Genomic DNA, 13915 nt, shown 5'->3' on the forward strand with positions numbered 1-13915 from the left:
TGTCCCCCGGGTTGCCGACAGCATTTCGTCCCCTGACAAAACAGGCCGTCGGGGCCGTTATCGTAGGGTATTCGACGTTGACGGCTACCAGGGGGGAGCACTCATGAGCGGCGCCCTGCTGGGTTCTCTGAGCTGCGCGCGGTGCGCGACGATCCTCCCCTCCGACGATCTCTTCTGCACCCGTTGCGGTGCCCGACAGCTGCCGTCCGCAGCGGGAGGGGCCCTCGTGCAGAGCGCCGGGCTCACCGCCGGCGTGGTCCAGGCGGTGCCCTCGCGCCGGCGTGCGGCCGATGCGGTCGACGTCGCCGCGGCGATCCTGGGCGGGGCCCTGGGCGGAGCCGCGGCCCTCGGCTCGGGCCTGGTCGTCGCCGCCCTGATCGTCGGCATCGTCGTGGTCGCCGCCGTCCAGCTGGCGTTCCTCTCTCGTACCGGCCGCACCCTCGGCCTGCGCGTGCTGAACCTCCGCCGCGTCGACAACCTGACGGCGCTTCCGTCCACTGTCCTCGGGGCCGCTGAGGCCGCTCTCGTGCCCTGGCGCCCGCGCTCCGTCCTCACGGCGGATCTCTCGCGGGGCCGCGATCCGCTGGCCCCGGTCAGCTCGGCGGCGTCGCTCGCAGAGCTCCACGTGGCGTCCGGGGCCGAGCCGAGTCCGTCCGAGCGTCCCCTCGGCAGGCGGGCACAGGGCGACTCACCGCACGGGCTCTCTCCCCACGACCTCGGGGACGTCCCGCCGAGCGCCGCCGACTCGCCCCGCCGCAGCCGCCACGGGGCCCGCGCCGCGACCGCCGACGCCACCGGCACCGCGCTGGCGTCGGTCCGCCTCCTCTTCGACACCGGCGCCGAGCTCGAGCTGTCGGGGTCGCTGCTCGTCGGCCGCAACCCCGAGACCGACGCCCGCGGCACCGACGTCCACGCCCTCCCCGACCTGTCGCGGAGCCTCTCTCGCACGCACGTGCTCCTCGACTGGCGCGACGGCCTGCTGTGGGTCACCGACCTGAACACCACGAACGGCAGCGCGATCGTCGACGCCGACGGCGGCTACCGACCGCTCGTCCCGGGCCTGAAGTCGGCGGCCTCGCCCGGCTGGCGCGTCGAGATCGGCCGCCGCACCATCCAGATCCTCCCAGGAGCACCCGCATGAACAACGACGCCATCCTCCTCGAGTCGGTCAGGACGCACCGGGCGAGGCTTCGCGGCGCATTTCTGGTCGGCGAGCTCGCCGAGCGGCGCGACGTCAACGACAACGTGAAGAGGCTCATCGGCAGCGTCGTGCTCGGCGCGGTCATCTGCGCGGGCTGCGTCGGCACGTCGTTCGTGCTGAACGCCCTGGCCGACCAGAAGGCGGCGTCCTCGACGTCGACGGCAGCTCCGCAGTGACCGACTACACGCGTCTGACGATCGTCGGCTCGGCGAGACGGGCGACGATCGTGGTCCCGAGCGACGAGTCGATCGGCGCGCTGGTGCCCCGGCTGATGGAGCTCCTCGAGGAGCGCGTCGCGAGCGTCGCCCGCCCGCTGACGCTGGTTCGGCTGACCGGCGAGCAGCTCGACGCCACGATGTCGACGGCGGAGCAGGGTGTCGGCGACGGGGAGGTCCTGCGCCTCCTGCGGCTCGATGAGGCTCCGCCGCCGCCCGAGGTCAGCGACGTCACCGACACCGTGAGCGAGACCCTCGCCACGCGACCCGGACTCTGGTCGGCCGGCCACCGCACGGTGCTCGGCGCCGGCGCCATCGGAGTCCTCGCGCTCGTCGCCGGATTCGGAACCGACACCGCGCCGGTCGCCGCCGTGGCCGGCTGGGCGGTCGCCGCTGTCGCCGCTGCATCGCTCGGCCTGGCCGGCCGGGTCTCCGCCTCGCGGGTGCTGCTCGGAGCGGCGCTCGGGCTCTCCCTGCCCGCAGCCGTCTGGCTGGCCACGGGGCTCCGTTTCGGCTTCGAGGCAGGCGTGGAAGTCGTCGAGACCAAGGAGCAGTTCGTTCTCGACGCGGTGGCGTTCCCGGTGGCCGCCCTGCTCGTCTTCGCCTGGCTCGCGCTGCTGCTCGGCGTCGGGGTCGGCCGTCGATCGCGCCCGGCAGCCCTCGGATCCGCCGCCGGTGCGGTCTCGGGGATCGTGGCGTCGGCGATGCTGACCGCCGGGCTCCCGCTCGGCGAGGCGGCCGCGATCCTCACGCTGCTCGCCGCCGTGGCCTGCGGTCTCGTTCCCTGGTACGCCATGAGCGCGTCGGGCCTCACCGGCCTCGACGACCAGGTCATGGCCGGGCGCCTGGCCGAACGCACGTCGGTGCTCCAGACCGTCGGCGACGCCTACCGCACCCTCACCTGGACCACCTTCGCCGTCGCCACCGCACTCGCCGCTGGCCTGACCGGGCTGGTGTGGTCGCAGGATCCCTGGCTGAACGCGCTCGCCGCCGTCGCGATCCTGGTCTCCGCCCTGCGCACGCGCGCCTTCCCCCTCGCGGCACAGGCTTGGGCGCTCTGGGTCGCCGCACTCGTCCCGATCGTCGGCTTCGTCGTCTGGCACCCGGGATCGACCTGGCTGCTCGGCGCCGTCGCACTCGTCGTCGCCCTCCTCGTCATCGCCCGGCCCGCGATCCACCAGCGCGCGTCGCTCCGCCGACTCGGCAACGTCGTCGAGTCGCTCGCCGTCATCGCCCTGGTCCCGCTCGCGCTCGGTGCATTCGGCGTCTTCGGTCAGCTCCTGGGAGCGTTCTGATGCCGGCCCTCCGCAGCCTTCTCGCCGGCGCGCCCGCGGCCGTCTTCGGCTCCGCCACGGCCGGCCTCACCGAGCTCGACGGCGCCGACCGCGTCATCCGGGCGCCCCTCGCGCTCAGCCACCGGATCGCCTTCGTCCAGCTCGCCGGAGGAACCGGCACCTCGACCGCGTCGGCGGCCGTGGCGAGCCTCCTGGCGCACCGGCGGCGCGGCCCGGTGCTCGGCGTCGCGGCGTCCGGCGGCGACCGCACGCTGCTCTGGCACTCCGGCGCGACCGACGTCGAGCCGGGCGGCGAGCCCGATCCCCGTCGTCGATCACCTCGCGGGTTCACCGACGCGTCGGCCGGTCTCGCGGTGTCGCCGGGCGGGCTGCACCTTCTCGACGTGCGGCCGGGGCCGGCGCCCATCGCCGCGACCGAGGCCGACTGGGCCCTCTCGGTCGCGCCGATCACACGGTTCTTCGACGTCGTCTGCACCGACTGGGGCGTCCGGCGCCCCGAGCTCGACCTGGGCGGCGTCGCCGCGGGAAGCCACGCCGTGTGCCTGGTCGCCCGTGCCGACCGGTCCAGCCTCGAGCAGGCCGTCGCCGTCGGGCGCGCGCTCAGCGCCCTCGAGAGCCGGCCGCGCGTCGTCCTGGCCGCCGTCGACCTCGGCGACACCGGCGGGCGTGCCCCCGAGGCCGTGCGCTGGGAGCCCGGCACCACGATCATCCGGATCCCCTTCGATCCGGCGCGCTCCGCAGACGCACCGGCCGGGAGCGCCGAGCTGTCGACCCGGTCGCGACTCGCGACGACGCGGCTCGCCGCTCGTCTCATGCCGCCACTGGCGACACCGGCCCTCGCCGAGGAGGCGCTCCGATGACCCGCCGCCTCGTGCACCGTCCGACCCGCGTCAGCCGGCCGCTCCGCCCCGACGAGGAGGAGCCGCTCGCTCCCCCGCCGGCCCTCACCGAGGGCCCGGTCGGCGGCATCCCCCTGCAGACGCTGCTCCCCGTGGTCGGCTCGTTCTCGTCGATCATCATGATCGTCGTACTCCGGAACGCGAACCCCGTGTTCATGGTCGTCGGAGCACTGGTGCTGGTCGTGGCACTCGTCGGCGGACTCGGGATGGCCGTGTCGCAGCGCGGCAATGCCGCCCGCACCCGCCGGACGCAGCGCGAGAGGTACCTCGACTTCCTGGAGCGCACCCGCGGCACGATGCGCCGCCGGGGCCGCGAGGTGCGCGCCAAGGCGGCGACCCTCAACCCGGAGCCCGCGGCGCTCACCGAGCTGGTGCGCGACCCCGCGCGACTGTGGGAGCGGCGCCGCAGCGACACGGACTTCCTCGACGTCCGCCTCGGCACCGGCGACGTCCGCTGGTTCGACCTCACCCTGCCCCGCGACCAGAACCCCGTGCAGCCGTTCGACCCGATCATGCTGGCCGAGGCGGAGACCGTCGCGCGGCACTACTCGATGGTCGCCGGGATGCCGGTGACCCTCGACCTCGACCACGCGGGCCACGTGGCGATCATCGGCGACCGCGACGGTGTCGTGCGCGCCGCCCAGGCCCTGATCAGCCAGCTGGCCGCGCTGCACTCGCCCGACGACCTGCATCTGGCCGCCGCCTACCCCGCCGACGCGGCGGCCGAGTGGGACGGCTTCGACCTCCTGCCGCACGCCGTCGATGACGCGCTGAGGGATGGGCCCGTTCCTGCGCGCAGGATCGCCACCGACACGACGGCTCTGCTCCGTGTGATCGGAGGTGAGCTCGCCGACCGGGCGCAGCTCGCCGCGACGGCGAAACGCAGCGCGGGCACGTCGGGAACCGCGCTCGGCTCGCGCCTCGTCGTGTTCGTCGATGACTACGGCCACGTCGCCAGCGGCCTGCCGGTGCCCGACGCCGACCTCGACCTCGCCGACCTGCAGGTGACGGCGGTGCACCTGCTGAGCGACCGCCTGCACGAGCCGTCGAACGTCACGGTCCGGGTGACCGTCGACGGCGACGAGGCCGTGGTGACCGACGCCCGGGTGGAGGCGAACGGCGAGGTCACGACCTCGACCGTGCGGCTCGACAGCGTGGCCCCCTCGACGTTCCAGACGCTCACCCGCGAGCTGGCCCCGCTGCGGCTCAGCCTCACCGCTCAGGACGAAGCGGAGTCGGTCGAGGGGATCAGCGTCACCGACCTGCTCGGCATCGCCGACGTGACCCGCGTGGCCCCGGAGAACGCCTGGACGCCCCGGTCGCCCCGCGACTTCCTGCGCGTGCCGATCGGCCTGGACGACTTCGGCGCGCCCGTGCTGCTCGACCTGAAGGAGTCGGCACAGCTCGGCATGGGACCACACGGCATCTGCATCGGCGCGACCGGATCAGGCAAGAGCGAGATGCTCCGCACGCTGGTGCTCGGCCTGGGCCTGTCGCACTCCCCCGAAGACCTGAGCATGGTGCTCGTCGACTACAAGGGCGGCGCAGCATTCGCGGCCTTCGCCGGCCTGCCCCACGTCGCCGGGATCATCGACAATCTCGCCGACGACGCGGGCCTCACCGAGCGCGCCCGGGCGTCGATCGCCGGCGAGGTGGTGCGCCGCCAGAAGGTGCTGCGCGACGCCGACAGCTCGCCCTCGATCACGCACTACCGCGAGCTGCGCGAGCAGCGCCCCGAGCTCCCGCCGCTGCCGCACCTGCTGCTGGTCATCGACGAGTTCGGCGAGCTGCTGACGGCCGAGCCCGAGTTCATCGACCTGCTGATGACGATCGGCCGCATCGGGCGCTCGATCGGCGTGCACCTGCTGCTGTCGAGCCAGCGGATCGAGGCCGGCAAGCTGCGCGGCCTCGACACCTACCTGTCGTACCGGATCGGCCTCCGCACCTTCTCGGAGGCGGAGTCGACGACGATCCTCGACCGGCCCGACGCCTTCCACCTGCCCGCGATCCCCGGCTACGGCTACCTCAAGGTCGACACGTCGATCTACCGGCGGTTCCGCGCCGGCTACGTCTCGGGGCCGATCGAGCAGTCGACCAGCCCGGCCTCGGACCCCGCCGCCCGGCCCGAGCCGCTGGTCCTGCCCGCCTACAACACGCTGGCCTCGGCAGACGCGACCGGCGACGAGCCGGAGGCCGAGCTCGAGCGACCATCCGTCGGCCGCGCCCTCGTCGACGAGGCCGTCGACCGGCTCCGTGTCGCCGGACGCACGGTCAGCCCGGTCTGGCTCCCGCCGCTCCCGGACCGGCTCGCCCTGTCGCGCGTGGTCCAGGGGCGACGCGAGCTCGACGAGGCCCTCCGGATCCCGCTCGGCCTCGTCGACGACCCGGCCAGCCAGTCGCAGGGCTCGTGGGTGCTCGACCTCACCCGCTCCGGCGGCCACGCGGCCGTCATCGGCGCCCCGCAGACCGGCCGCTCGACGCTGCTGCGGTCGGTCGCCGCCGCCACGGCGCTCACGACGACGCCCCGCCAGGTGGCGGTCTACGGCCTCGACCTCTCGGGCGGCGGCCTGGCGCGCATCGAGGGGTTCCCGCACGTCGGCGGCGTCGCCACGCGCTCCGACCCCGACCGCGTGCTGCGCCTCCTCGAAGAGCTGCACCTGATGCTCACGCAGCGCGAGCGGGTGTTCCGCGAGAACGGCATCGACTCGCTGCCGGCGCTCCGTGCCCGGCACGCCGCAGGAGGACTGCCCGAGCTGCCGTCCGCCGACGTGATCCTGCTGGTCGACGGCTACGGCGCCGTGCGCGACGAGTTCGAGCGCTTCGACCAGCCGCTCGCCGAGCTGCTCCAGCGCGGGTCGAGCTTCGGCATCCACGTCGTCCTGTCGCTCACCCGCTGGAACGAGGTGCGGATGAACCTCCAGCCCCTGATCGGCACCCGCCTCGAGCTCCGCCTCAACGACGCAGCCGACTCGGTCATCGACCGCAAGCTCGCGCAGACGATCCAGCCGTCGCAGAAGGGCCGCATGATCACGGAGGAGCGCCGCTTCGCGCAGATCGCCCTGCCGGTGCTCGACGACGTCGACGACGACGGCGTGCCCGAGGCGATGGCGCAGCTCGCCGCTCGCGCGAGCGCCAGCTGGAACGGCCCCGCCGCGGCCCCGATCCGCCTGCTGCCGACCGACTACACGCCCTCCGAGCTGCCCGACGTCTTCGACGAGCCCGACCGGATCCCGTTCGGCCTCCGCCAGGACACCATGCAGCCCGCCGTCCTCGACCTGCAGCACACCGACCAGCACCTCACCGTCTTCGGAGACGGCGGCTCGGGCAAGACGACCCTGCTGCGCGGCCTGATCGAGGGGCTCGTCGAGCGCTACACGGCCGACGAGCTCGTGATAGCCGTGATGGACGCCCGCGGCACCCTCGCCGACGTCACCCCCGACGACTACCTCGGCGGCTACGCGTCGTCCGCGCTCGAGGCCCGCCAGCTGACGACCGCGATCGCGCAGGAACTCGACAGCCGTGGCGCGTCACCCGACCGATCGAAAGGACCCCGCATCGTCGTGGTCGCCGACGACTTCGACATCCTCGCCTCGGGCGGCACCGAGCCGCTGCGGCCCCTCCTCCCGTACCTCCCGTCGGCGCGCGACCTGCGCCTCAACGTCCTCCTCGCGAGGCCGGTCGCCGGCCTCCAGCGCGCCCTCTTCGACACGTCGCTCCAGTCGATCCGCGACACCGGCGGCTCCACCTTCCTCATGTCGGGCGAGCGCGCCGAGGGGCAGATCCTGCCGCGGCTGTATGCCGAGCAGATGGTCGCCGGGCGCGGCCGCCTCGTGCGGCGCGGCGAGCGGCCGTTCGTGGCGCAGGTGGCGCACTTCGGGGCCGGGGTCGTGTCCGCCGACGGGGCTGCCGATGTCTGACTTCGAGCGGCGCCGCGAGACCCGCGGGGTCCGGGTCGTGCTCGCCGGGACCGCCGGCGGCACCGGCACGACCACGCTGGCCGCGCTCGTCTTCGAGAGCCTCCGGCACTCGCTCGAGGGTGCGCCGGTGCTCTACGACCACTCCGGCGGCGACCTGGGCGCCCGGCTGACCAACGGCGACGACGTCGCGCAGCTCGACGACTCGCTCGCGCTGCACGACATCGGGCCGCACGCGTTCACCGGAGGAATCGACGCCCTCGAGGCGCCCCACGACCTCCTGGTCGCCGTGACAGCCGCGTCGCCCGCCGGCCTGTCGCTCGCCGAGCGGCTGCTCTCGACCGCGGCCGACCGGTTCGGCGCCGCCGGGACCTCGCGCCTCGTCGTCGTCGCCAACGGGGCCGCGGGGCGCTCGCGCATCGGCCGAACCGCCGAGGTTCTGCGCGACCGGTTCGGACAGGGTGCCGTGGTGCTGTTCCCGCGCGACGAGGCCCTCGCGATCGGCGGCCGGATCCCGCTCACGCGTCTGGGGATGCCTGCCCGCCGCGGCCAGGCCGCGCTGGCGCAGCGATCCGGCGAGCTGCTTGCGATGCACCGTCGGGCCCGCTGACCCGCACACTCTGCGCCGCGGAGCAGGACCTCAGCCGAAGACCGGCGACGGCGCCGGGATCCGCACGGGCGGCCGCGCGGCGAGGCGCTTCTTGACGCCGGCCCAGATCTTCTTGCGGCGGCCCTTGAACCAGTCGTCGTCGTCCTTGTGGTTCTTGATCTCCTGGTACGCGAGATACACCGACATGGCGAGGCTCAGCACCGAGAGCTGCTGTCCGTCGAGCAGTCCGACGACGCCCTGCGCCGCGAAGCCCACGACGACTGCCCAGCTCAGGATCCGGCGCTGCGTCAGAGCGACGTAGCGCTCGCGAGAGCCCTTCACCGTCCTGCGGACCCGCCCCGTGAGGGCGGTCTCGGCGAGGATCACAGCGAAGAGGACCATCGAGATGCTGTAGCTGACGGTTTCCATTGCATGCCTTCTGTCTCGGTCCATTGTCGACCCGAACCCTTGTCGTCCGCTACGAGTGCTCGGCGGTCGCCCTCATGAGGTGAGGTCGCCGGCGGCGGCCCGCGCCCGGAACGCCACCATGTTCATCCGGTTGCCGCACCGCACGCTGCAGAACCGCTTCGACCCGTTGCGCGAGAGGTCGACCAGCACGCCGTCGCAGTCGAAGGCCTCGCAGGTGCGCAGGCGCCCCATCTCGTCGCTGCGGAGCACGTCGACGAGCGCGAGCGCGGCCTCGACGCGGATGCGGTCGGCGAGCGGCGCCGTGAGGTCGGTCGCGTGCAGGTGCCAGTCCAGAGCGTCGTGCCGGACGAGCTGCGGCAGGGCGCCGACCTCGCGCAGCATGAGGTTGACCTCGGCGACGGCGGCATCGCGGTCCATCACAAAGACCCCGCGCAGGCGGTCGCGCGCGTCGAGCACGGCGACGAGCTCGGCCTCGTCGCGATCGAACCGCCCGGAGTACCCGAACGCATCGAGCAGCGCCGTCAGCTCGGACGGCGTCGCGATCTCGTCGACGCCCGATCTCGACGCCGTGGGCACCGTGTTCGACAGGGCCACGACGAACTCGAGGGCCTCGTCGGTGTCAGGGGCAAAATGCAAGTTGACTCCTTACTCAGAGCCACACTAACGTCTCGATCAGAAGCACGACAACCTCTCATCTCCGACTCGCGCACACGCCTCGATCAAGGACCGCCCATGCCCCGCTCGTCCACCACCACCGGCCTCGTCATCGCCGTCGTCGCCGCGTTCACCTTCGGCATGTCGGGCGCGTTCGTGAAGCCGATGCTCGAGGCCGGCTGGAGCCCGGCGGCGGCGGTCACCGTGCGCGCCCTGGTCGGCGGGATCGTGCTCGCACCCGTCGCCGCGATCAGCCTCCGCGGCCGCTGGAGCGCGCTGTGGCGCGGCCGCTGGCGCGTGCTTGCCATGGCGGTCATCGGCGTGGCGGGGTGCCAGCTGGCGTACTTCGCGGCGATCCAGCGGGTTCCGGTCGGCACCGCGATCCTGCTGGAGTACATGGCTCCGCTTCTGCTCGTCGGGCTGGTGTGGGTCCGCACGCGGCGCCGCCCCGAGACCGTGGTGATCGTGGGCAGCGTCGTCGCCGTGGCGGGCCTCGTGCTCGTCGTCGCACCGGCCTCGGGCGTGCACCTCGACGCTCTCGGCCTGTTCTTCGGCGTGCTGGCCATGGTCGGCTGCGCGATCTACTACGTGGTGGCGGCGGCTCCGGCCGACGGGCTGCCCTCCGTCGCTCTCGCCGCCGGAGGCCTCCTGATCGGCGGACTCGTGCTCGGCGCCCTCGGCGTGGTGGGCGCGCTGCCGTTCACCGCGAGCTTCGCGCCCGTCACCGTGCTCGGATCGACCGTCGACTGGTGGGTGCCCGTCTTGATCGTCGGGCTCGTCGCCACCGCGATCGCCTACACGGCCAACATCACGGCCAGCGAGATGCTCGGGGCCCGCCTCGCCTCGTTCGCCGGCCTGCTCGAGGTCGTCGCGGCGACCCTGTACGCGTGGGTGCTGCTCGGCGAAGACCTGACGGTGCCGCAGCTGCTCGGCGGCGTCCTGATCCTGGCCGGTATCGCGTTCGTCCGCTCGGCCAGGGGCGACGCCTCGACGCGCATCCCGACCGGGCCCGCGGCACCGGCCATCGACCCCACGCCGACAGGGCCGCTCACCCTCGTCTAGTCCCGCCCAGAAGCAGTCAGCCCAAGCCGGTCAGCCCAGAAGCTTCTGGCGCAGGAACTCGACCATCGTCCGAACGAGCTCCCGCTTCGAGTCGGCCCTGCGGTACTCGTGCCCCTCCCCGGCCAGCTCGAGGTACGCCACGTCGGCGCCGCGCTCGTCGAGGGCCGCGACGATCTGGTGCGACTCCCCCACCGGCACGTTGGTGTCGAGCTCGCCGTGCACGACCAGCAGCGGTGCGACGATGTCGTCGGCCCGGCCGAGCGGCGACAGCTCGGCGAGCAGCTCCGCGTCGTCGACCGGGTGCCCGTACTTGGTGGTGGCGGCCGCCGCGATCCACGGCTCGGTGTCGCGGTAGAACGTGTGAAGGTCGCTCATGCCGCAGACGGCCACGCCGGCGGCGAAGACGTCGGGCGTGAAGGCGAGCGACGCGAGCGTGGCGTAGCCGCCGTAGGAGCGCCCTTCGACGGCGACGGTGGAGGCGACGGCGAGTTGCTGCGCCAGAAGCCAGTCGCGGCAGTCGACGATGTCGGCGTGCGCGTTCCAGCGGAGGGCGAGGTCGTCGGCGTGAACGAACTCCGAGCCGAAGCCGGAGGATCCCCGGATGTTCGGCGCGAAGACGGTGATGCCGGCGGCGACGAGCACCTGGTGCTGGGGCGAGAAGGCGGGGCGCTCCTGCGACTCGGGGCCGCCGTGCAGGTGGATCATCGCGGCGGGCGGGCCGTCGCCTGACGCCGCGCGGTACAGCCACCCGGTCAGCGTCAGCCCGTCGCGCGCGGTGAGGGTCTCGAGCGTCGGCTCGACGAGGCCCTCGGGCAGCTCGGGCCCGTCGGTGACCGGCGACCAGGCGTGCGTCGAGGTGTCGAGGCGCCAGAGCGCGCGCGGGCGGAGCGGCCCCTCGACCGTGAGGAGCACGCTGCGGCCGTCGCGCGAGATGACCGGGTTGGTGACGACCTGGCCGGGGAGGCCGTCGACCCGGGTGCGCTGGCCGGAGGCGGTGTCGAGCAGGTCGATCTCGCTGCGTCCGGCGGCGTTCCAGACCAGCAGCAGCACCCGCCCGGCGTCGTCGGCGTCGAGCTCTTCGAGCTCCGCGTCGTCGCGGCCGGCGAGAACGTGCGACTCGCCGCGCCAGCCGTGCGGGCCGAGCGGCATCGCGACGAGCTGACGCCGAGGCAGCCCGGCCTCGGTGGCCAGGTAGGCGATGAGCGGGCTCGACTCCGACTCGGGCGAGGGCCGGATCAGCGCCGTCTCGGCCGACCCCGCCCACGGCTCGACGAGCAGCGGGTGGTCGTCGTCGGTGAGGCGGTCGACCACGACGACGAACTCGTGGCCGCGACCGCCGTCGCGCAGGATCACGAGACGCTCCTCGACCGACACGTCGAGGATGTGGATCAGCTCGCCGGTGGCCAGGTCGTCACGGGCGCCCGACTCGGGGTCGACGAGGTAGGCGCGAGCCGGCTGCTCCGGCTCGGTCGAGGGCAGCGTGACGACGACCCGGTGGCCGCTGCGCGACCACGGTCCGAGCTCGGCGTGCTGGTCGCGCGATCCGGCGATGCGCTGCGCGTCGGAGCCGTCGGGCCGCACGACCCAGACCTGCTGGCGCACACCGCCGTCGGTGGCCACGGCGACGGCGAGCCAGGCGCTGTCGGCCGACCACGAGACGGCGATGACGGGGTCGTCGCTCAGGGTGATGCGGTGCGGGGTCGGGAGAGTTCCTGCGCTGATGACGTCCTGGACGAACACCTCGGGAGAGCCGAAGCGGTCGCTGACGAAGGCGACGCGACGGGCGTTCCGGGTCATGGTCGGGCCCCAGGAGCCCCACGCGCCGACGAGCTGGTCGACGAACGGATCGGCGGCGGTGTTCACAGCCGTCACGAGGTGACCCCCTGGGCCTGCAGCCACATCTCGAGGGTGGCGAGCTGCCAGAGGGCGTTGGAGCCGAGGGTGGTCCGGGCGTCGTTGGGATTCGCGAGCATCGACTCGACGGTAGCCGGGTGGAAGAATCCTCGCTCGCGGGCGGCAGGATCGAGCAGGGCGTCGCGCACCTTCTGCAGGTAGGGCCCCTCGAGCTGGCGGATCGCCGGCACCGGGAAGTAACCCTTGGTGCGGTCGATCACGGCATCCGGGACGATGCCGCGGGCGGCCCGCTTCAGGACCCCCTTGCCGCCGTCCTGCAGCTTGAGCTGCGGCGGGATCCGCCCGGCCAGCTCGACGAGCTCGTGGTCGAGGAAGGGGACGCGCGCCTCGAGCCCCCACGCCATCGTCATGTTGTCGACGCGCTTGACCGGGTCGTCGGTCAGCATGATCGAGGTGTCGATCCGCAGGGCCGCGTCGACGCTGGTCTCGGCGCCGGGCCGGGCGAAGTGCTCGTCGACGAACAGGGAGGGCACGTCGGTCTCGGCCAGCCACTCCGGGCGCAGGATCCGCGGCATGTCGCGCCAGCGCCGATCGAAGAACACCGACGCGTACGCCTCGGCGGCTCGCGCGCGCGGCACGCCGTTCAGCGGCGGGTACCAGTCGTAGCCGCCGAGCACCTCGTCGGCACCCTGGCCCGACTGCACCACCTTGATGCTCTTCGACACCTCCTGGCTCAGCAGGTAGAAGGCGACGCAGTCGTGGCTCACCATCGGCTCGCTCATCGCGGCGATGGCGCCGTCGATGCCGGGCAGCAGCTGGTCGCCGGGGATCGGGATGCGGTGGTGGTCGGTGCCGAACTCCTTCGCGACGATCGACGAGTACTCGAACTCGTCGCCCGACTCGCCGCCCGCCGACTCGAAGCCGATGCTGAACGTCGCCAGGTCGGTCTGGCCGGCCTCGGCCAGGAGCGCCACGACGAGGCTGGAGTCGATTCCGCCCGAGAGGAGCACGCCCACCGGGACGTCCGACACCATGCGGCGCTTGACGGCGGTGCGGAGCGAGTCGATCAGGGCGTCCTGCCAGTCCTGGTCGCTCCAGCCGGCCTCGGCCTCGTCGCGAGCGAACGCGGCCTCCCAGTAGAGGGTGTCGGAGTGCTCGCCGGTGGGCTCGACCACGCGGATCGTCGCCGGCGGCAGCTTCTTGACGCCGTTCAGGATGGTGCGCGGCGCCGGCACGACCGAGTGGAACGTGAGGTACTCGGCCAGCGCGTCGACGTCGATCGAGGTGTCGGTGCCGCCGCCCGCCAGGAGCGCCGGCAGGGTCGACGCGAACCGGATCCGCTCGGGCGTCGCGTCGTAGTAGAGCGGCTTGATGCCGAGGCGGTCGCGCACCAGGATCAACCGGCCCGACCGGTGCTCCCAGATCGCGATGGCGAACATGCCGAGCAGGTGGCTCGCGAACCGCGTGCCCCACTCGGCGTAGGCCTTGAGGATCACCTCGGTGTCGGAGGTCGAGAAGAAGTGATGCCCCTTGCGGCGCAGCTCGTCGCGGAGCTCGACGTAGTTGTAGATCATGCCGTTGTAGGCGATCGTCAGCCCGAGCTCGGCGTCGACCATGGGCTGCGCGCCGGCAGGGCTGAGGTCGATGATCGAGAGCCGGCGGTGCGCGAGGCCGATCGGTCCGCGCGTCCACAGGCCGTCGCCGTCGGGGCCGCGGTGCACCTGGCAGCCCGACATCCGGCTGAGGGTCGCAGGATCCGCCTGCCGCCCGTCGAACCGCAGCTCGCCCGCGAGCCCGCACACG

Annotated in this window: 11 protein-coding genes; 7 read left to right on the forward strand and 4 right to left on the reverse strand. The window is 73.2% G+C overall.

Features of this window, described 5'->3' with window-relative positions:
• Positions 1-103: 103 nt before the first annotated feature.
• Genes AC07TY_RS04625 through AC07TY_RS04650 form a run of 6 tightly spaced genes read left to right on the forward strand, consistent with a single transcriptional unit; the run spans position 104 to position 8134 of the window.
• Positions 104-1141, forward strand: coding sequence for an FHA domain-containing protein (locus tag AC07TY_RS04625; RefSeq protein ID WP_494784460.1), 1038 nt, complete (start codon positions 104-106; stop codon positions 1139-1141).
• Complete coding sequence (locus AC07TY_RS04630; RefSeq protein WP_123504345.1) at positions 1138-1377, forward strand: hypothetical protein; 240 nt, start codon at positions 1138-1140, stop codon at positions 1375-1377. Before AC07TY_RS04625 ends, AC07TY_RS04630 begins: the two co-directional genes overlap by 4 nt.
• Positions 1374-2711 carry an EsaB/YukD family protein gene (locus tag AC07TY_RS04635; RefSeq protein WP_494784461.1) on the forward strand — a complete coding sequence of 446 codons (1338 nt, stop codon included), beginning with the start codon at positions 1374-1376 and terminating at the stop codon, positions 2709-2711. Before AC07TY_RS04630 ends, AC07TY_RS04635 begins: the two co-directional genes overlap by 4 nt.
• A complete protein-coding gene (locus tag AC07TY_RS04640; RefSeq protein WP_494784462.1) occupies positions 2711-3571 on the forward strand; it encodes a P-loop NTPase family protein in 861 nt (286 codons plus the stop codon). Before AC07TY_RS04635 ends, AC07TY_RS04640 begins: the two co-directional genes overlap by 1 nt.
• Positions 3568-7527 (forward strand): type VII secretion protein EccCa, encoded by a 3960-nt coding sequence (gene eccCa, locus AC07TY_RS04645; RefSeq protein WP_494784463.1) that lies wholly within the window; start codon positions 3568-3570, stop codon positions 7525-7527. Before AC07TY_RS04640 ends, eccCa begins: the two co-directional genes overlap by 4 nt.
• The gene (locus AC07TY_RS04650) at positions 7520-8134 is read left to right on the forward strand and encodes a hypothetical protein (protein WP_123504341.1); all 615 of its coding nucleotides are present in this window, start codon (positions 7520-7522) and stop codon (positions 8132-8134) included. Before eccCa ends, AC07TY_RS04650 begins: the two co-directional genes overlap by 8 nt.
• 30 nt (positions 8135-8164) lie before the next feature.
• Here the strand turns inward: AC07TY_RS04650 and AC07TY_RS04655 are convergent, their stop codons facing one another.
• Positions 8165-8542, reverse strand: a complete 378-nt coding sequence (locus tag AC07TY_RS04655; protein WP_123504340.1) for a hypothetical protein — start codon at positions 8540-8542, stop codon at positions 8165-8167.
• A gap of 72 nt (positions 8543-8614) precedes the next feature.
• Complete coding sequence (locus AC07TY_RS04660) at positions 8615-9178, reverse strand: CGNR zinc finger domain-containing protein (protein ID WP_123504339.1); 564 nt, start codon at positions 9176-9178, stop codon at positions 8615-8617.
• A 96-nt stretch (positions 9179-9274) separates the two neighbouring features.
• Here AC07TY_RS04660 and AC07TY_RS04665 point away from each other — a divergent pair, with 96 nt between their 5' ends.
• Positions 9275-10258: an EamA family transporter gene (locus tag AC07TY_RS04665; RefSeq protein ID WP_494784464.1), complete on the forward strand. Its 984-nt coding sequence runs from the start codon at positions 9275-9277 to the stop codon at positions 10256-10258.
• Between the two features lie 30 nt (positions 10259-10288).
• Here AC07TY_RS04665 and AC07TY_RS04670 read toward each other — a convergent pair whose 3' ends face one another.
• Positions 10289-12130, reverse strand: coding sequence for a S9 family peptidase (locus tag AC07TY_RS04670; protein ID WP_494784465.1), 1842 nt, complete (start codon positions 12128-12130; stop codon positions 10289-10291).
• Entirely contained in the window at positions 12127-13914 is a 1788-nt protein-coding gene (locus AC07TY_RS04675) for an N-acetylglutaminylglutamine amidotransferase (RefSeq protein WP_123504337.1), read from the reverse strand. The genes AC07TY_RS04670 and AC07TY_RS04675 overlap by 4 nt, the downstream gene beginning before the upstream one ends.
• Position 13915 lies beyond the last annotated feature (1 nt).

The organism is Frondihabitans sp. GW821-FHT04F02 (assembly GCF_059420045.1).

Bases quoted from the DNA above. Each gene is read 5' to 3' on its own strand.
- AC07TY_RS04665 (WP_494784464.1), top strand. From the start codon at position 9,275: ATGCCCCGCTCGTCCACCACCACCGGCCTCGTCATCGCCGTCGTCGCC.
- AC07TY_RS04625 (WP_494784460.1), top strand. From the start codon at position 104: ATGAGCGGCGCCCTGCTGGGTTCTCTGAGCTGCGCGCGGTGCGCGACG.
- AC07TY_RS04650 (WP_123504341.1), top strand. From the start codon at position 7,520: ATGTCTGACTTCGAGCGGCGCCGCGAGACCCGCGGGGTCCGGGTCGTG.
- AC07TY_RS04630 (WP_123504345.1), top strand. From the start codon at position 1,138: ATGAACAACGACGCCATCCTCCTCGAGTCGGTCAGGACGCACCGGGCG.
- AC07TY_RS04640 (WP_494784462.1), top strand. From the start codon at position 2,711: ATGCCGGCCCTCCGCAGCCTTCTCGCCGGCGCGCCCGCGGCCGTCTTC.
- eccCa (WP_494784463.1), top strand. From the start codon at position 3,568: ATGACCCGCCGCCTCGTGCACCGTCCGACCCGCGTCAGCCGGCCGCTC.
- AC07TY_RS04655 (WP_123504340.1), bottom strand. From the start codon at position 8,542: ATGGAAACCGTCAGCTACAGCATCTCGATGGTCCTCTTCGCTGTGATC.